We start from the raw sequence: 18,514 nt of genomic DNA on the forward strand, positions 1-18,514 counted from the left end.
GTCCAGCATGACAGATTCAGTATGAACATGCACTTTTCATTTCATAAGGGACCTCTCTTTGATGGTAAGACCCCATGCAGAGCATCAGCGGCAGACCATGTGCCGGATTCTGAGCGGGTCAGGATACCGGATAAGGGGCGTCTCTTTTTTAACGGGATTTTACCGGTTGCAACTAAGCTGGAATAAGTGTCTTATCTATTTATCCCTTTTTATTTAACAAGTTAGCTGAAATGGTCTATAATTTACATATTATACCTTTTTGCTTGCTTGGAATTAAACTCAGCTAGATTCTTTGTTATCCTTGCAAGCCCCTTTCGTTTATCCCTGCGGACAGTTGGGAACACTTTCATTGGATAGCGTAAGCCATTGGATAACGTAAGCTGTAATATGGGACAGAGAAAGCTGTAATACGGGTTTCTATAAATAATTCATCTTTCATCAAAGCTTGTTTCAAATGCCCTTAATCTGGGTATAGATCTAGTTGATACTAAAAGGAGGCGTTCAGGTTGCAAATTACTTATCACGGACATTCTTGCTTTTTGGTGGAAAACGATGGACACCGACTGCTTATTGACCCTTATCTAAGTGAAAATACGCAGGCTGTAGCTAATCCGGAAGAGATTCAAGCGGACGCGATCCTGCTTACACACGGACATCACGATCACATTGCAGATGCTGCTGATATTGCAAGAAAAAATGACTGCGTCATTATTGCCAATTATGAAATTGCCGCTTATTTTGCCTCTATGGGGCTCAAAACGTTCGCTATGAATGTGGGCGGAAGTGCTAAATTCGAATGGGGAATCATTAAATATACGCTTGCTTTCCATACATCCGCTATCGAGATTGAGCCCGGTAAATTTATTAACGGGGGTGCTCCGGCGGGAATCCTGCTGACGATGGGGGATAAAACGTTCTATCATGCCGGAGATACCGCGCTGTTCGGTGATATGAAGCTCTACGGGGAAATGTATAATATTGATGTTGCCGCACTGCCGATCGGCGATGTGTTTACGATGGGACCGGAGGAAGCGGTGCTTGCGGCGACTTGGCTGCGTGCCAAGAAGTATATTCCTATCCACTACAATACGTTCGATGTGATCAAACAGGATGCAAGCGAATGGATTCAAAAGCTGAAACAGGCTTATCAGGATGGAGTACGCCTCGCGCCGGGGGAAACATTAGACGTCTAGTCATCGCCTGAGCCAGCATCTTGCTGTGCAGGCCGGGGCTGCCCTGTACTTCATTAGAGTACAGAGGCAGCCTTCCTTGTCTCTGTACTTGATAAGGGTAGAGAAAACTTATCGCAGAACTGGTAAACTAAAGAGATCACAAAAGGAAGAATCCGCCATTTCACGGTAGACGCGGCCGGTGGCTCTTTCGGAGGAGAATCATACATGTCACCACAATCAGCAGACAACAAACCAAGGGAAACCAAACATATTGCGACAATCTCGCTGGGCGTTATGGGAGCGGGCTTCCTGGCCACTCTTCCATTTGCGCCTCACACGGCCGGGGCTTTTCTCCAGAGTGGATTTGAAGCGGGGCTTGTCGGAGGTCTCGCGGACTGGTTCGCCGTTACGGCGCTGTTCCGTCATCCGCTGGGAATTCCGATCCCGCACACCGCGCTGCTTCCGAACAACCGGGCGCAGCTTACCAATGCGGTCGTGAACGCGGTGGAGGAGAATTTGCTCGGCAAGGAGAGCATCGCCCTGCGCATCGGACAGATGCGCCTGGTCGAGATGATGCTTGCCAAGGCGGAGGAGGCGCTGCAATCGGAGGGGGCCCGTGAAGCGGTGGGCAACGCCTGCCGGTACGCGCTGGAGCGGCTGCCGGTAGAGAAGACGGCGGCTTTCGCCGCCCAGCAAGTGCGCCGGGCTGCCGGGGAGATTAACCCGGAAGCGGCCATTGCGCTGGTGGTCGATCAGGTGCTGACGCACGGCTATGAGGAGCCTGCGTTCGATTTCCTGATCGACCGGGCCGAGCGCTGGGCTGTACGCGCGGACACGCGGCATATGCTCGGCGAAATCGCCGAGGGCGTGATCCAGGGAATCGAGATGAACGGGCTGATGCAGTTCGCCAAGAACGCCTTCCTCGGATTCATGTCCGGGGAACGGCTAGGCGCGCTGCTGCAGAATGCTCTGCTCGATAACCTGGCGGCTATGCGCCTGAACGGCCACCGCAACCGTGAGGCGCTGCTCGGTATGATTCGTCAGGAGCTGACGAATATGAAGGAGAATGAGCGCCTGCATGCGGGAATCGCGGCCTTCGTCCGGGAGCTTCCGGACAAGCTCCAGCTGGAGGAGCGGCTGGAGAAGCTGATCTCCGGCTGGCGAGACAGGCTGCTGCTGGAGCTGCAGGACGGCCGTCTGCTCGATGACACCATCATGCCGCTGCTGGAGGAAGGCATCCGCAAGCTTCGCAGCGATGAGGCCACGATCCATAAGCTGGAGGAATGGCTGAAGATGCAGATTACCGAGTTCGTCGAGCGGAATCACTCCAAGATCGGTGCGCTTGTGCGCGAGAATGTGGACAAGATGGACAACGCTATGCTGACTGAGTTTATCGAGAACAAGGTGGGCAAGGATTTGCAGTGGATCCGGGTCAACGGCGCGGTCTGCGGTTTCGTCATCGGGCTGGGGCTCGAAGGAATCCGGATGCTGTTCGGTTAATAGGCGGCTGTTATAGGGTGTGGACTTTCCGTAAAGACTCCTGTGGAAAAAATCATCCTTGTGTAGGCAAAAGAACAGGCATGAATGCCTCTCCTTCCGTATGCTAAATCAGAAATAACCGAAAGGAGAGGTTCGATATGAGTCACCCTCATCATCAACACCCTAATAAATGTCTCTGTCCGGAAAAGCAGGTATTCGACCCGCCGACAAGAGTCTATCGTGATTTCTACCACCCTCAAATCGTAGAGGTTATTCATCCGGTTGAAATCGTGAATCGTCACCACTGTGTTCCGGTTCCCAAGCACGTTTATTGTTATACGGTAAGAGATGAGTTCTGTCCGTCTCCTATTCGTTAATGATCTCGGGTCTGCTTCTTTAGCACCGGCTGAAATCCGCCTCCGTGTTTACGCGGACGTGGATTTTTTTACTTATAAGAGGACAGGGGATTGTTTCATGAGAGGCCGGAATGGCTTAGTCTATTAGTGAGGCAGGCTTTAACGGAACTGGAAAATGAGTGCTTAACGGCGGAATAAGACAAGGAGGAACGCGTCATGATACGGATCGGTTTAGCCGGGTGGGGAGACCATGATGATCTCTATACGACTCCGTCTGAGAAAAGGGACAAGCTCCAGACTTATGCGGGGCATTTCCCTGTGGTGGAGTTAGACAGTTCCTTCTATGCCGTCCAGCCTGCCCGCAATATAGCCAAATGGGTTCAGGAGACTCCGGCGGGATTCGGCTTTGTCGTGAAGGCTTATCAGGGCATGACAGGACATTTGAGAGGCAAAAATCCATTTGAAAATGAAGAAGACATGTTCCGCGCATTTGTGCAGTCTGTAGAGCCGATGCGTCAGGCGGATAAGCTGAAGATGGTGTTGTTCCAGTATCCGCCCTGGTTTGATTGCAGCCGTGAGAACGTGGAGGTCCTGCGCGAAGCAAGGAGCCGGATGCAGAATCTTCCCGTTGCCGCCGAATTCCGGCACCAGAGCTGGTACAGCGGGGATATGCAGGAGAAGACGCTCCGATTCCTGGAGGAAGAAGGCTGGATTCATACGGTCTGCGATGAACCGCAGGTTGGCAGCGGGTCCGTACCTATTGTACTGCGGGCTTCCAGTCCGGACATTACCTTAGTCCGTTTCCACGGCCGTAACGCAGGAGGCTGGGTAGGGGCTCCTCCGGGGAAAAGCTGGCGCGATGTCCGCTACCTCTACCGTTATAACAGAACGGAATTACAGGAGTGGGCGGACCGGCTCAAGACGCTGGAGCGCAGCAGCAAGGAAGTCTGTGTGATCTTCAACAACAATTCGGGCGGCGATGCGGCGGCGAATGCCAAGGAATTGTCTTCTATGCTGGGGATTAAGCCGGAGGGACTAGCCCCCAGACAGCTGGATCTTTTTGAGGGATAGCTATACAAGGGTCGGTGGCGAAAATCATGTTTAGACAAGGGGCAGCTTTTGCAGGCCCTTTTTTGTATAGGCTTGCAATATATCGCTATCCATACATGCCCCAATAGGACGGTTTGTATGAATAAAAGGTAAAACACTGAAGTTCAGTGGAAGAGAAGGGGAAATCCCGCTACAGGAAGCATCATTCACTTTTATTGTGAAGATTAAGAATAAGAAGGCAGGTAATTACGTATGTTCAGTTCACGCCCGGCAGAAAGTAAAGATTTCCAGACAATCTGCATGTTTCCTCAGAATAAACGGGAATGCTTCCATATGTTTCCCAAAGGAACTTATCCCCTAACCTCACAGCAGCTGGAAGAAGAAGCACTTAGACGGAAATGCCCTACCGTGCTGACTTGCTCAGGGGAGATTGCCGGTTACGCGAATCTTTATGATTCCGCGGAGAATGCCTGCTGGCTGGGGAATGTGATTGTAAGCCCTGCATTCAGGGGCCGGGGAGCCGGGACTCCCTGATTGAGACCATGAAGGAAAGGGCTGGAGCAGAGGCGGGCGCTTCTTATTTGAGGTTAGCCTGTCACAACACCAATACGAAGGCATTAGTGCTCTACACCAGAATGGGCTTTAAGCCGTTTGACGGGAAGATCATACAAGACTATGAAGGGAATGAAATTGCCGCTATCCAGATGGAAATCAATCTCTAAGACAATCAGAACTCATTTGTTTGGCTAATCCATAGAGTGACAAAAGCCTGTAGATCGGGCTCCTTACGGAACTTGATCTACAGGCTTCTTTGCGCGGGTAAACCCGCTTACCGCTCCAGACGGGTGACCCGCTGTTCCAGCCGGTCAATACGCTGGTCCAGACGGTTCACCTCGCGGGTCAGCCGGTTGACTTCCCGGTCCAGCTGGTTGAATTCGCGCTCCAGGCGCGACACCCGCTGTTCCAGTCCGCCTCCCGGCCCCGGTCCTGGCCCTGGGCCGGGAGGCGGCGGGATAGGCCCGGGCCCAGGTCCCGGTATCGGGCCCGGCCCGTACACCGGAATAAGGAGGCGCTGTCCCGCATAAATATTCAGGCTCGTTAAATTGTTGGCACGGAGTATGGCTTCCACGGTTGTATTATAGCGGTTTGCTATACTGAACAAAGTGTCACCGGGCTGTACGACATAAGTAATCATGTAACGTTCCTCCCCATCACGGAGTTGTTGAGATGCCTACCCGCATTGTATGCCGGCTATAGGCATCTGGCCCCCCGGCATGCGCCCATTCTCAGCAAGAAATAGAGGCACAAAATTTCCGTTGCCGACTTGTGTGCATTTATGCTAGATTGAAGCGACAGAATCGATTTCCAAATATTTCATGGAAGATGGGGTCCACAAATGATGAAGCGTCACACACTCCAGATGTACCTGCTTGCGTTCCTGCTTGTCTTATCTACGATAGGCATGGGGGCTGCATCCCCGGTTCTAGCCGCCGAGACGGATGAGCTGCCGCAAATCATTGCGCGTACATCTCCCTCTGTTGTTGCCATAATAGGCAAGCCCAGCAGCGGGAAAGCCGATAAGGATACAGATAAAGACCGCTATAACTTAGCGCACGGTACGGGAGTTATTATTAAATCAAGCGGAGTTATCATTACCAATGCTCACGTAGTCAAAAGTATGTCCAATCTGGTCATCGTCACCTCCGACGGTAAGTCGCACAACGGCAAAGTGACACACTTGGATGAACAGAGTGATCTTGCGCTGGTCAAGATCGAAGCAACCGGACTTCCTGCGGCTGCCTTCGCTAATCCGAAAGACGTCCATGTCGGAGAAACCGTCGTTGCCATCGGCACGCCCGTTTCCTTTGCTCTCCGCAATTCCGTCACCGTGGGGATTGTCAGCGGTATCGATCGCTCGGTAAACAACCAGTACCAGCTGATCCAGACGGATGCGGCCATTAATCCCGGCAACAGCGGGGGCGCGTTAGTGAATAAAAAAGGCGAAGTAGTCGGAATTAACACCCTTAAATATGCAGAGTTCGGGGTGGACAACCTCGGGTTCGCCATACCGGTGGATACGATCAATTATGTACTCAAACATTTTGAAGCATACGGCAAAGTGAAACGCCCTTACCTGGGGCTCAAGCTGGAAGAAAGCTGGGAAGCAATCGTTGGCTTGCCCTCTGATGACGGCCTGAGCGTCGATTACGTCGAGCCGGATTCCCCGGCAGCCAAAGCCGGCTTCAAAGAAGGAGACAACCTGATCTCCCTCGGCGGGACTTCCGTGACGACGGCCGTTCAATACAACGAGCTGCTTAAACAGTATCTTCCCGGCCAAAAAGTCAGCTTGACTGTACAATCAGGCGGTTCGACGGTAAATCGGGAAGTTACGCTTGGCGAAGAAGCTGACAGCGCAGCCAAGGAGACTGTCATTAATGAAGACTCAGGGCTGAATACGGACCGCGGGAAAACTAAGATCGGTGACAGCGTTCAAGGCTGGTCCATGAAATATCCATCCGGACTGAGCAAGCAGTCTCAGAGTGCTGAGGGCGAGAAGGTGCAGTTTGCCGATGCGAAGGGCGAATTCTCTCTGGCGATCCAAGTTGAGTCTCTCGAGGGAAGGGAATTGTCAGCCGCTGCGCTCCTTAAGATGGCCTCCGAGGCTAAATTTGGCACAACGCTGGAGAAGCAGTATGTCAAGAACGGAAACCAGCCTTACGCCAAAGTGGTCGGTAAGCTCGGAGACGCCTATTATCAGATCCGTCTTCATCAGCATAAGGACAAGCTGTATATGCTGCTGTTGACCTATTATCAGGATCCGGAAAGCGGTACTAAGTTAGGGCCCGCTAAGTATAACGATCTGCTCGATAGTTTCAAGACTTCATTTGACAGCAAAGACACGAAGCTTAAGGATATCGCCAGACCATCCGGCAGCAGCGGGCAGAACATAACCAATGATTTTGGAGTGGTGCTCACGATACCGGACAAATGGCGTCAGCTCCCGTATTCTCCGCAAGCCCAGTTCTATAACGACTCGATGACTCAAAGCCTTTCGATCGATGTTACCTCATTGACGGAGGGAGATACGCTGGAGGCTTGGGCGGCTCGGGACAAGAAGAATTTTGAAGAAACTTATACGGCTCCATACAGGGAGATCTCGGATGTCAAAGTCGGCAAGATCGACGGAATGATTTCCAGGGAGCAGACTTTCTCCTCAACCATGGGAGATAAGTGGGAAAGCGAGCACCATATTTATGTAGTCAAGGACAGCTATAAATACAAATTTTCGATCTATTATCCCGAAGACCTGAAAGAGGATGAAGCTGACCGTCTGAAAAGCTCCGTGATTGCTTCCATTCGTATAGACGGCAAGAGCATGGACCCTGCTATTGGAATTATCCAGGACGAGAATGAGCTGCTGGATAAAGACAAAACAACAACGGTTATAAACAAGGACTACGGCTATTCCGTTAAGCTCCCGGAAACATGGACTGAGGAATATGCTTCCGAATATGAAGATTCTATCCTGGAGGATGGAGAATCGTTCCTGTACAGCTTTATTGGCGGTTATCTGGCTGTGGATGCGGTTGAAGGAGATGATTGGAAGACGGTTGCGGGCGAACGCTCCGCAGAGCACGAGGATAGTTCGCAAACCGATTCCGATTACAAATACACATCCAAAGACATCCAATTGTTCGGGACAACAGCCCGTAAGCTCACAGTGAATTATTCGGTCCGCAAAGTAGCTTACGAAGAGACGGAGTACATTTTCTCCCGGAACGGATACGTTTACCTGGTCAGAGCCCGGATCAACGATGCTGTACGGACGGATGCAAACAAGGAACGCCTTGAGAAAGCCCTGCAATCACTAGAGTTTCAGAAGTAGACGGTAGAAGCGAATAGAAGGATTGGGATTGCATGTCTAATCCCCTTCTTTTACAATGAGCTTACCAGGAACAGACGGCGGAGAGACGCGTTCTCCCGGCCGTCTGTTTTTTCATTTATCCGCATGAAGAGGGGACGAAGGACATGCATACACTCGGAGCTATCGAAGCGGGCGGGACTAAATTTGTTTGTGCGGTGGGAAGAGAAGACGGTACGGTTCTGGAGCGCATCAGCTTTCCGACAACAACGCCGGAAGCAACCATGGCCTCCGTCATTCATTTTTTTGAGGACAAGGAGATTGAAGCAATCGGAGTAGGCTCTTTCGGACCGGTTGATCCGAATAAACAGAGCCCGACCTATGGATATATCACCACGACCCCCAAGCCTCATTGGGCTCATTACGATATGCTTGGCGAGCTGAGAAGGCGCTTTAATATGCCAATGGAGTTCGATACGGATGTAAACGGCGCTGCGCTTGGCGAGATGACCTGGGGGGCAGCTCGCGGACTGCAGAACTGCCTGTACATTACGGTCGGGACGGGCATCGGGGCCGGGGCTATCGCAAACGGCAGGGTCATCCACGGTCTGGCACATCCGGAAATGGGGCACCTGCTGCTCCGCCGGCATCCGCAGGATCCTTACGCGGGCGGGTGCCCGTACCACGGCGACTGCCTGGAAGGTCTTGCCGCAGGGCCTGCGATCGAAGCGCGCTGGGGTGTGAAAGCCAGCGAACTTGGCGCGGATCATCTGGCGTGGGAGATTGAAGCCGATTATTTGGCGAAAGCATTGATGAGCTACGTGCTGGTCTTGTCGCCGGAGAAAATTATTATGGGCGGCGGAGTCATGAAGCAGGAGCAGCTCTTTCCGCTTATCCGCGGCCGCTTCCAGCAGCTGATGAACGCTTATGTCCAGAAGCCGCAGGTACTCGCGGATATTGATACTTACATTGTAGCCCCGCAGCTGGGGGATAACGCGGGTATTTGCGGCGCTCTGGCGCTTGCTTCCAAGGCGCTCGGATTAAAAATCGGATAGCCGCAGGGTGTTCCTCGCCTGTTCCGTAATCGGGACAGGTATTTTTTTATCCTACTTGAGAATGAGTACAATCGTCCTAAATATTGTCACGGCTTAAAGTGATAATGATTATCAACTTCATTGACAATAGTCTGGGCGTATCTTACACTTAGGGTAGAATTGACGGTCATCGGTCTATCCGAAACGGCCGTGACAGCAAAGGGGTTTGCCGTCTTGCCTCTCAGAACGAATACCGCCAGAACAATAGGACTTATTGCAGGTGTCGTGCTGCTCATTCTGGCAATGGGCTGCAGCATCGTATACGGATATACAGGAACTACGTGGCGGACCGCATGGGATGCTTACCAGTCCTTCAATGGCTCTAATGAACATCTGATCATCCGGGAAGCCCGGATGCCCAGAGCGCTAATCGCATCGGCGGTCGGCTCCAGTCTGGCCATTGCAGGCGTGCTTATGCAGGCGCTGACGAAGAATCCGCTCGCCTCACCCGGACTGCTGGGCATTAATGCGGGCGCGGGACTGCTGATTGTGATTGCGATGTCCATCTTGTCCATCAGCTCCATGACCTCCCTGGCCTGGATCGCCTTTCTGGGCGCCGCTCTCGCTGCGGCTGTCGTGTTCATGCTCGGTTCTGCCGGACGCGAAGGACTCACGCCCATGAAGCTCACGCTGGCGGGTGCCGCAATCGCTGCGCTTGCGAATTCGTTGACGCAGGGTGTCCTGCTCTCCAATGAAACACGCATCCAGGATGTGCTCTACTGGCTGGCAGGTTCGATTGAAGGCCGCAAGCTGGATGTGCTGCTGCCGGTTCTTCCTTATCTGGGAGCGGCCTGGATTGTCGCCCTGCTAATCTCCAGCCAGATTAATGTGCTGATGATGGGCGATGATGTGGCCGTAGGTTTGGGCCAGCGGACCGCGGCAATCAAGCTTATTGCCGCAGTTGTCGTCGTATTCCTGGCTGGCGGGTCTGTCGCCGTCGCGGGTCCGATCGGTTTTATCGGCATTATTGTGCCGCATTTGGTAAGGTTCATGGCAGGCGTTGATCACCGATGGGTGATTCCCTATGCGGGAGTATTCGGAGCACTGCTTCTGGTTCTCGCCGACACGCTGGCCCGTTTCATTATTATGCCGCAGGAAGTGCCGGTCGGAGTAATGACTGCATTCATCGGCACACCATTCTTCATCTATATCGCACGGAGGGGGTTTAAGGCTTCCTCATGAGTCGTTATAAACATATCCGGTTGAATAAGCCTCCCATTTCGTTTGTTCTTGATAAACGCGCGCTTCTCGTTACGGGCGTACTTCTGGCCATTCTGATCTTGCTGATGCTGGTCGCGACTGGAACGGGCGAGATCAAGATGAGTCCGCTTCAGGTCCTGAAGACTCTGCTGGGTATGGGGGCGCCGCAGGATGAACTCATCATCCACACGTTCCGGCTGCCCCGGGTCCTGGTAGCCGTCCTGGTAGGTGCGGCCCTGGCTATGTCAGGGGCGATCATGCAGGGCGTCAGCCGCAACCCGCTGGCGTCCCCGGACATCATCGGCATTACCGACGGTGCCGGCGTGTTCGTCGTCGCCTTCATCGTGGCGACGGCCGGAACGGGCAGCGCCTTCCTGGCGAAGGCCGAATACCTGCCGCTTGCGGCATTCATCGGCGCTTCGCTGACGGCGCTGGTCATCATGGCGCTGGCCTGGAAGAACGGGCTGCCGCCCGTCAGGCTGGTGCTGATCGGCATCGGTATTGCGGCTTCACTGGCCGCACTGAATACGATGCTGATCCTGATGGCACCGCCGGTCCTGACCACCCAGGCCATCACATGGAAGGTCGGCAGCGTGTACGGCTCCAACTGGAGCCACGTCAGCACGTTGGCTGCATGGATTGCCGTCCTGACGCCGATTCTCGCTTACATGATGCGGGGCATGAACGTGCAGGCACTCGGCGATTCGGTCGCGACCGGCGTCGGCAGCCGGGTGAACCGGCAGCGCGTCGTGCTGATTCTGCTCAGCACGGCGCTTGCGGGTTCCGCCGTCGCTTTCGGCGGCGGCATCGCCTTCGTCGGGCTGATCGCGCCTCACATGGCGCGTCGGCTCGTAGGCAGCGCCTACGGCGCGCTGCTGCCGGCGTCGGCGCTGTTCGGCGCTCTGGTCGTGCTGCTGTCCGATTATATCGGACGCACGGCGTTTCCGCCGCATGATTACCCCGCAGGTATTTTTACCGCCTGCGTGGGAGCGCCCTACTTCATCTACTTACTGTACAAATCACGGAACATGTAAGGCTGGTTACCGTCATATAAGTCTACACACGACACACTGCCGCTACAGACAATAATCGGGGGCGCCATCACTTGACCGCACCGTCCGCAAGGCCCATCTTTACTTGGCAAAGGAGATTGAGCGTATGTATGGAATCGAAACCAAGTCGCTGACGCTATCATATAATCAAACGGATATTATCGAGGATCTCGATCTGGAGATTCCTAAAGGTCAAATTACCGTCTTGATCGGCTGTAACGGCTGCGGTAAATCGACCCTGCTCCGCTCCATGGCCCGCCTGATGAAGCCGAAGGACGGAGCGGTGCTTCTCAACGGACAGGAAATCGCGAAGCAGTCGACCAAAGAAGTAGCCCGTCAAATGGCTATTCTGCCGCAAGGCCCGACGGCTCCCGAAGGCATGACGGTTTTTCAGCTCGTCAAACAGGGCCGTTATCCTCACCAGAACTGGCTGAAGCAGTGGAGCAAAGAGGATGAGGCCGCTGTTACCCGCGCGTTGGAAGCGACAGGCATGGCCTCCCTTGCCGAGCGGCAGGTGGATTCCTTGTCTGGCGGACAGCGCCAGCGTGCCTGGATCGCAATGACACTCGCACAGGGCACGAACACGATTCTGCTCGACGAGCCGACTACGTATCTCGATATGACCCATCAGATCGAAATTCTGGATCTGCTGTGGGAACTGAACGAGCGAGAGAACACGACCATCGTTATGGTTCTTCACGATCTTAACCTGGCGTGCCGTTACGCTCATCACATTGTAGCGCTGAGCGACAAGAAGGTATATGCCGCGGGCAAACCGGAGGAAGTCGTAACCGAGGAATTGATCCGCAACGTGTTCGGGCTGAACTGCCGCCTTGTGCGCGATCCGATTTTCGGTACACCGACCTGCGTCCCGTTCGGCAAAGGCCGCAGAGTTCCCGGCTGCGAAGAGAATTGCGAACAGCCATGTATTGAAGTGGCACTATAACCGTCACAGGACTAGTATCGGCAACCAGCCTTCCTATTAAAGGACCGCTGGTTTTTTTGTGTTCTTATGCACAGCTTATAAGGATGAATAGGCAATTACTTAGCTCCGGATAAGGATATAATACAGATGGATCCGCAGCTCTTTTAAAAGTGGGTGGGGATGGGGCTTAAGCGGAATGAGCAGCCTCTGCAAAACTTAATCAACCTTCGGTTAATAATACTGGACAGGCAGAATCTTTTTCGTATAGAATAAAACCTTGTTTCCAATAAGGACATTCTTAACATAAGCAGGTGACAATATGAGTGACGTGAGTTCAGACAAAGCAGCAGGTAAAGGCAGCGGGGAACGTTTCTCTTCCCTCGGGTTCATTATGTCCGCAATCGGCAGTGCGATTGGCCTCGGGAATTTGTGGAAGTTCCCTTACATTACAGGGCTGTACGGAGGCGCAGCCTTTGTGCTGATCTTTATCGTTTGCCTTCTTATCGTAGGCATGCCGGTACTGCTGGCAGAAATGGCGATCGGACGGGCAGGCAGAGGGAATGCTTCTTCTTCTTTCCGCAACCTGGCCTCATCCGGACGCTGGGGCTTTTTTGGCTTCATCGGTGTGTTCGGTTCGTTTATGATTACTTCGTTCTACTCGGTCATTGCGGGATGGACGCTGCATTATGCGTTAAATTCGTTTACGGGCAAGCTCTACAACGGGACAGACTATAATGTTCAGTTTGAGACCTTCACCTCAGGCTACAGCCCGCTCGGCTGGCAGTTTCTTATTCTGGGTCTGTCGGCGTGGGTCATTGCCCGCGGGGTTTCCGGCGGAATTGAGAAATTTAATAAAGTGCTCATCCCGGCTCTGGCTGTAGTGCTGCTCATTCTGATGGGCCGTGCGATGACGCTGCCCGGAGCGGGTGAGGGCATCGATTTCTTCCTGATGCCGGATTTTAGCAAGCTCACGGGTGAATCGGTACTGGTGGCACTCGGACAAGCGTTCTTCTCCATGTCAGTGGGTATGGGGGTCATGATTACCTATGGCTCTTATGTGCAAAAAGAGCAGTCGCTTGGCAGGGCAACCGTCGCTGTAACTGGCGGCAACCTTCTATATGCGATTATTGCCGGTCTGATCGTATTCCCAACCACCTTCTCGTTCGGATTGGAGCCGGCGCAGGGGCCCGGGCTTGTCTTCGTCGTTCTGCCGGCTGCTTTCTCGGCCATGCCTTTAGGTGCAGCCTTCGGCGGTTTATTCTTCGTGCTGCTGGCGATCGCGGCCTTCACCTCGATTCTTTCTCTGCTCGAAGTGCCGGTTGCGTTTGCTATGGACCGCTGGAAGTGGTCACGGGTTAAAGCGACTGCGTGGACGGCAGCTGTCTGTTTTATCGTCGGTGTGCCTTCGGCTCTGTCCGTTGGCGGAGTATTAAGCGGGATTACGATCTTCGAGAAGAACATTTTCGACTCTCTGGACTTTGTAACTTCCAACGTTCTGCTGCCGGTCGGCGGTCTGGTCGTGACCTTGTTTATCGGTTACAAATCCAAACGGGCTATGGAAGAGGCGGGGCTTAACGGACCTCTCTTAAAAATTTGGGTCTTCCTGCTCCGTGTCATCATTCCGCCAATGATCGTGCTTATCTTCCTGTACTCGATCGGTGTCATTTGATTGGTGATGTAAATATCTGCTCCCTTCTCAAGCATAAAGACGTTGATGTTGCTTCATCCTATAGGGGTCTCTGACCAGGAAACAGAACCAAATCAGCCCGAGGGAGGCCCCATCATGACAGACGAAGTACGTGAATATGACTCCAGCTTACAATCGCAGAATCCGATTTCTCAAGCCCAGAATTCACTGGAAAAAGTGCACAACGCTGTTTCCCAGGCGTTGACGCATCCGACCGAGCAGTTGGAAGCGCAGGCTCATGCGGCAATCGGACATGCGGAGAGAGCCGCCGAGACGGCCTCGCTTAGTCTGAATCAGAAGGCTTATGAAGAAATAGAAGCCGGACTGCAGCAGGAGAAAGATGATCTTCAGAGCGGTACCCGTTCCTAACTGTCTGTTCTCCCGTGTTCGTCACAGCTTCTCTGCTGGAAGGAACACGGGAGATTTTTATAGAAACAGGCTTTGTTTGAACGTGATCCATGGCGGGATTTTAGATCGCGCCTGCTTTTATGCTATGATTAAAGGAAGAAACGTCCAGCAAAACCATCACTTATTGGGAGGGTTTATGAATATGCCTAAACATTTATCCGATTCTACCATTTTGAATAACGACGTCCGCATGCCTTGGTTCGGTCTTGGCGTCTGGAAAGCGACGGAGGGCGGTGAAGTGGAACGCGCTGTCCGTACCGCTATTGAGCTTGGATATAAAAGTATTGATACGGCTGCCGTGTACGGCAACGAAGCGGGTGTCGGCCAGGCGATCAAGGATAGCGGCGTAGCCCGTGAAGAGCTTTTCGTGACCACCAAAGTGTGGAACAGCAATCAAGGGTACGACACGACGCTGCAGGCATTTGAAGAGAGCCGCAACAAGCTGGGACTGGATTACATAGATTTGTATTTGATTCACTGGCCGGTCAAAGACAAGTACAAAGAGACCTGGAAAGCGCTCGAAAAGCTCTACAGAGACGGAAGTGTCCGCGCCATTGGCGTCAGCAACTTCCAGGTGCATCATCTTGAAGACCTGATGCAGGGCAGTGAAATCGTGCCGGCCGTCAATCAGGTTGAGTACCATCCGCGTCTGTCGCAGCGTCCGCTTCATGATTTCTGCCGGAAGAACCGGATTCAGCTTGAGGCCTGGAGTCCGCTTATGCAGGGCCAGCTGCTGAATAACCCGCTGCTTATCGAGATTGGCGAGAAGCACGGCAAGAACCCGGCGCAAATTATTTTGCGTTGGGATCTACAGAACGAAGTCGTCACCATTCCGAAGTCCGTGACACCGGAGCGGATCGCGCAGAATGCCGATGTGTTTGACTTCGAGCTATCCTCGGAAGACATGGAGCGCATTCATGCGCTTAACCTGGACCAGCGTGTAGGCGCGGACCCGGACAACTTTAATTTCTAAGTTGAATTGCATTTGCTTCAAAGAGCTGCCTGGAGTCTTCGTGACTCAGGCAGCTTTTTTTGGATATAAATTCATTTACAAAAAAGGTAAAATATAGGTAGCTGCAAAAGGATTGGCTTAGAAGGGATTCAAACGTTGCTGATAAAGAAACCAAGCGGAAAAGAGGGGTTTTTTATTCACCTAACTAAACATATTTTGTTTGTTCAAGTGCTTATGATTTGTGCGATCCTGATTCTTATGAGCACAATCGGCTGCGCCAGTCATGTTAATAATCCGCCGCAGCAAGTCCTGCCCGGTTCGAATGCTCCAGGGTTTAATCCGCTCATTAATGATAATGTGAGAGTTGAAGGCTATAAAGCGACTTCGTATCCCCTTAATGTCCGGGACGCTTGCGGTTCAAACTTGTCCATTGAACGTGAGCCGGAACGTGTTGTGATCCAAGGTGTCCGTGAAAAGGAATTTCTTATCGAAGCAGGGGCAGAAGAAAAAATGATTGTTTTTGAAGGGAAAGGGATTGGCGGGTCTATACATGAGACGGAGAGGAGAATCGCAGCGGAAACAAAGCCGGACCTTGTTATCCTGATCGTACACCGAGGCTTTCTCTGCGTTTTCTCGTGTATTCAGCTACCCGCTCTTTGGCGAGCTTCCCTGTTCGATCAGAGCTGCGACTGACATAAATCCTTCTTCTCGTATGAATAGATTCGTCCCGCCCGGCGTAACTTTCCGTAAGTGCATAGTTCCCCCTTTTTTGACTCATATTACAGGAAGCAATTGGTCCTATCGTCTAAAAAAGGAGTGTGACTCTATGGATACCGTTATGATGGCCAGGGCACTATTCGGTACGTCGATGGCGTTTCATATTATTTTCGCGACGCTCGGTGTCGGGCTGCCGATGATGATCGTATTCGCTGAGATTATGTATCATGTCAAAAAAGACCGCGATTACGTACATCTCGCAAGAAGGTGGACGAAAGCTTCCGGCATTCTGCTCGGCGTCGGCATTCCGTCCGGCACGATCGTCGGCGTCATGCTGTCGCTGCTCTGGCCCGGCTTTATGAAGATCGTCGGGCAAGTGATTGCGCTGCCGTTCCAGATCGAGATGTGGGCGTTCTTCTTCGAAGCGCTGTTCATGTCGATCTACCTGTATGCGGCTGACCGGCTGCCGCCGGTGATCCGCGTCATCAGCGTGATCTTCGTCGCAATCGGTGCAAGCGCCTCGGCTGTAATGATCACGGACGCGCATGCGTTCATGAACACGCCGCAGGGCTTTAAGCTTACTCCAAGCGGAGAGATCGTCGATGTGCAGCCATGGGTGGCGGTGTTCAACCCGAGTCTGTGGTCCACCGCGCTGCATGTCCTCTCGACAGCCTACATGACGGGCGCTTTCGCAGCAGCCTCCGTAGCGGCTTACAGGCTGCTTAAAGCCCGCAGCGCGCCGAGGGAGGCCGCCTATCACCGCAAGGGTTTGTTCCTTGCGCTGATCTTCGGCGGAATTATGTCCGCGTTCACAGGTTTGAACGGACATGCCACTGCCCAGATGCTGCATCATCACATTCCCGAGAAGCTGGCCGCAGCCGAAGGTTTATTCGTGACGCAGTCGCATGCGCCGCTTGCGATCTTCGGGAAAGCGAACCCGGATACGCAGATGATTGAGGGGGGCATCGAACTGCCCGGCTTTCTGAGTCTGCTGGCAGGCAACCGGTTCGACACGGTTGTGCGAGGCTTGAACGATTTCCCGCGCGAGAACTGGCCGCCGCTGTACATACACACTCTGTTCAACCTTATGGTGTTCATCGGGGTGTTCCTGCTCGCGTTGGCCTTCCTCGCGCTGCTGTACCGGATATGGCTGAAAAAGTCTTATCCGAGGTGGCTGCTCACGGTGCTTGTAGCCGCAGGTCCACTATCAATGCTCGGCATCGAACTCGGCTGGATTTTCAGCTGCACCGGCAGACAGCCGTGGACCGTATATCACGTCCAGAAGACAAGTGAGGCGGCGCTCCAAACAAGCGGCATCGGCACCTTGTTCCTGATGTTTATATCCGTATATGTGTTCCTGCTTGTGGTGACCAGTGTCGTCATGTATGTCTATTTCAAGCGGCATCCGATCGGAGATGTGCTGGACAAAAGCGATTCTGCTGCAAGGACTCCGGCCGCTGAAGGGGAGGGAGCAAGCACATGAGCGATGTCACACTGGCGGTGGCCGTGCTGTGGGTCTTCCTGTTCACCTACTCGATTCTCGGCTCCATTGATTTCGGTGCAGGCTTCTGGTCTATGCTCTACGGAGGCAAGCATAACTCCAAAGCGGGGGCGCTGGCGAACCGCTACCTGTCACCGACTTGGGAAGTCACGAACGTTTTCCTCGTTCTGTTCGTCGTGGCGCTTGTCGGTTTCTTCCCGCACGCGACCCACATACTCGGCGGTGCGCTTCTCGTGCCCGTCTCGCTCGTCCTCCTGCTGCTGCTTATCCGCAGCACCTTCATGGTCTACGCATACTCGGTCGCCAAGTACGGAAGGCTGCTGAACGTAGTCTCGGGAATTACCGGGCTGCTGATCCCCGGCCTGCTCGTCAGCGTCCTGCCGATTACGCTAGGCGGCTTCGTAACTCTGACCGATGGTGTGCCGGAGCTTCATATGCTGGAGCTGTTTACCAGCACGACCGAGTATGCGCATCTGGGGTTCGGTTTGTCCACCGAGCTGTTCATGTCGGCGTTGTTCCTTGCCGACTATTCCCGTGAAGCGGGGGATGAGGAGACTTACCTGAATTACCGCCGGCTGGCCATGATCTGGGGGCCGGTCAATCTGGTTATGGCGCTCCTTACCGTCAGCACCTTGTCTACACATGCGCCGTGGATCGTCGAAGGCTTCAAGCGCAACGGGCTCTGGTTCGGTTTCTCGGTCCTGGCTTTCATAGCGGCCTATATTCTGCTGCTGATCAAACGGGAAGACGGCCGCAGAGGCTATCCCCGCGCCTCAGTCATCGCCGTTGTTATCCAGTACGGGCTTGCGAGTTATGCTTATTTCTCGGCACACATGCCTTATATGGTGTATCCGCATTTAACTTTTGATGAGGGGATAACGAATCCGGCCATGTTCCGTTCTCTTTTTATCGGGTATATCGTGAGTTCTGCGATTCTGGTTCCGGTGTTCTATATGTTCTGGAGGCTCTTCCTCAAAGACAAGCGGTACCTGCAGCCGGAAAAAAATTAGAGCGGAGAAGCGGGCGTTCATTCCAGGTTTTTGAAAATGTTCCATAGTT

At 53.2% G+C, this 18,514-nt stretch carries 18 protein-coding genes; 17 read left to right on the forward strand and 1 reads right to left on the reverse strand.

What is annotated here, in order from left to right; translation table 11 throughout:
• Positions 1-506: 506 nt before the first annotated feature.
• The 6 genes from EDM21_RS19460 to EDM21_RS25095 all read left to right on the forward strand — a co-directional run bounded on the left by EDM21_RS19460 (position 507) and on the right by EDM21_RS25095 (position 4,779).
• Positions 507-1,193, forward strand: a complete 687-nt coding sequence (locus tag EDM21_RS19460) for a metal-dependent hydrolase (protein ID WP_157338109.1) — start codon at positions 507-509, stop codon at positions 1,191-1,193.
• A gap of 204 nt (positions 1,194-1,397) precedes the next feature.
• Entirely contained in the window at positions 1,398-2,672 is a 1,275-nt protein-coding gene (locus EDM21_RS19465) for a DUF445 domain-containing protein (RefSeq protein ID WP_157338110.1), read from the forward strand.
• Positions 2,673-2,809: 137 nt separating this feature from the next.
• Complete coding sequence (locus EDM21_RS19470; RefSeq protein WP_157338111.1) at positions 2,810-3,028, forward strand: hypothetical protein; 219 nt, start codon at positions 2,810-2,812, stop codon at positions 3,026-3,028.
• Positions 3,029-3,223: 195 nt separating this feature from the next.
• Entirely contained in the window at positions 3,224-4,078 is an 855-nt protein-coding gene (locus EDM21_RS19475; RefSeq protein WP_157338112.1) for a DUF72 domain-containing protein, read from the forward strand.
• 312 nt (positions 4,079-4,390) lie between these two features.
• Positions 4,391-4,591, forward strand: a complete 201-nt coding sequence (locus tag EDM21_RS25090) for a GNAT family N-acetyltransferase (RefSeq protein WP_235918278.1) — start codon at positions 4,391-4,393, stop codon at positions 4,589-4,591.
• 8 nt (positions 4,592-4,599) lie between these two features.
• Positions 4,600-4,779: an N-acetyltransferase gene (locus EDM21_RS25095; protein WP_235918279.1), complete on the forward strand. Its 180-nt coding sequence runs from the start codon at positions 4,600-4,602 to the stop codon at positions 4,777-4,779.
• Positions 4,780-4,886: 107 nt separating this feature from the next.
• On the opposite strand, the gene EDM21_RS19485 is transcribed toward EDM21_RS25095, so the two are convergent.
• A complete protein-coding gene (locus EDM21_RS19485) occupies positions 4,887-5,252 on the reverse strand; it encodes a LysM peptidoglycan-binding domain-containing protein (RefSeq protein ID WP_157338113.1) in 366 nt (121 codons plus the stop codon).
• A gap of 201 nt (positions 5,253-5,453) precedes the next feature.
• Here EDM21_RS19485 and EDM21_RS19490 point away from each other — a divergent pair, with 201 nt between their 5' ends.
• From EDM21_RS19490 to EDM21_RS19540, 11 genes are all read left to right on the forward strand, one after another.
• Entirely contained in the window at positions 5,454-7,943 is a 2,490-nt protein-coding gene (locus EDM21_RS19490; protein WP_157338114.1) for a S1C family serine protease, read from the forward strand.
• 143 nt (positions 7,944-8,086) lie between these two features.
• On the forward strand, positions 8,087-8,974 hold the full coding sequence (locus tag EDM21_RS19495) for an ROK family protein (protein ID WP_157338115.1): 888 nt from the start codon (positions 8,087-8,089) through the stop codon (positions 8,972-8,974).
• Positions 8,975-9,187: 213 nt separating this feature from the next.
• Positions 9,188-10,195, forward strand: a complete 1,008-nt coding sequence (locus tag EDM21_RS19500; RefSeq protein WP_157338116.1) for a FecCD family ABC transporter permease — start codon at positions 9,188-9,190, stop codon at positions 10,193-10,195.
• Entirely contained in the window at positions 10,192-11,247 is a 1,056-nt protein-coding gene (locus EDM21_RS19505; RefSeq protein WP_157338117.1) for a FecCD family ABC transporter permease, read from the forward strand. The genes EDM21_RS19500 and EDM21_RS19505 overlap by 4 nt, the downstream gene beginning before the upstream one ends.
• Positions 11,248-11,371: 124 nt before the next feature.
• Positions 11,372-12,211, forward strand: coding sequence for an ABC transporter ATP-binding protein (locus EDM21_RS19510; RefSeq protein ID WP_157338118.1), 840 nt, complete (start codon positions 11,372-11,374; stop codon positions 12,209-12,211).
• 298 nt (positions 12,212-12,509) lie between these two features.
• Positions 12,510-13,859, forward strand: a complete 1,350-nt coding sequence (locus EDM21_RS19515; RefSeq protein ID WP_157338119.1) for a sodium-dependent transporter — start codon at positions 12,510-12,512, stop codon at positions 13,857-13,859.
• Positions 13,860-13,973: 114 nt separating this feature from the next.
• A complete protein-coding gene (locus EDM21_RS19520) occupies positions 13,974-14,246 on the forward strand; it encodes a hypothetical protein (RefSeq protein WP_157338120.1) in 273 nt (90 codons plus the stop codon).
• Between the two features lie 181 nt (positions 14,247-14,427).
• Entirely contained in the window at positions 14,428-15,258 is an 831-nt protein-coding gene (locus EDM21_RS19525) for an aldo/keto reductase (RefSeq protein ID WP_157338121.1), read from the forward strand.
• Between the two features lie 135 nt (positions 15,259-15,393).
• Positions 15,394-15,930: a hypothetical protein gene (locus EDM21_RS19530; protein WP_157338122.1), complete on the forward strand. Its 537-nt coding sequence runs from the start codon at positions 15,394-15,396 to the stop codon at positions 15,928-15,930.
• Between the two features lie 133 nt (positions 15,931-16,063).
• Positions 16,064-17,437 carry a cytochrome ubiquinol oxidase subunit I gene (locus tag EDM21_RS19535; protein WP_157338123.1) on the forward strand — a complete coding sequence of 458 codons (1,374 nt, stop codon included), beginning with the start codon at positions 16,064-16,066 and terminating at the stop codon, positions 17,435-17,437.
• Positions 17,434-18,465: a cytochrome d ubiquinol oxidase subunit II gene (locus EDM21_RS19540; protein WP_157338124.1), complete on the forward strand. Its 1,032-nt coding sequence runs from the start codon at positions 17,434-17,436 to the stop codon at positions 18,463-18,465. The genes EDM21_RS19535 and EDM21_RS19540 overlap by 4 nt, the downstream gene beginning before the upstream one ends.
• Positions 18,466-18,514: the final 49 nt, after the last annotated feature.

Source organism: Paenibacillus lutrae, assembly GCF_009757775.1.
Lineage (GTDB): Bacteria > Bacillota > Bacilli > Paenibacillales > NBRC-103111 > Paenibacillus_F > Paenibacillus_F lutrae.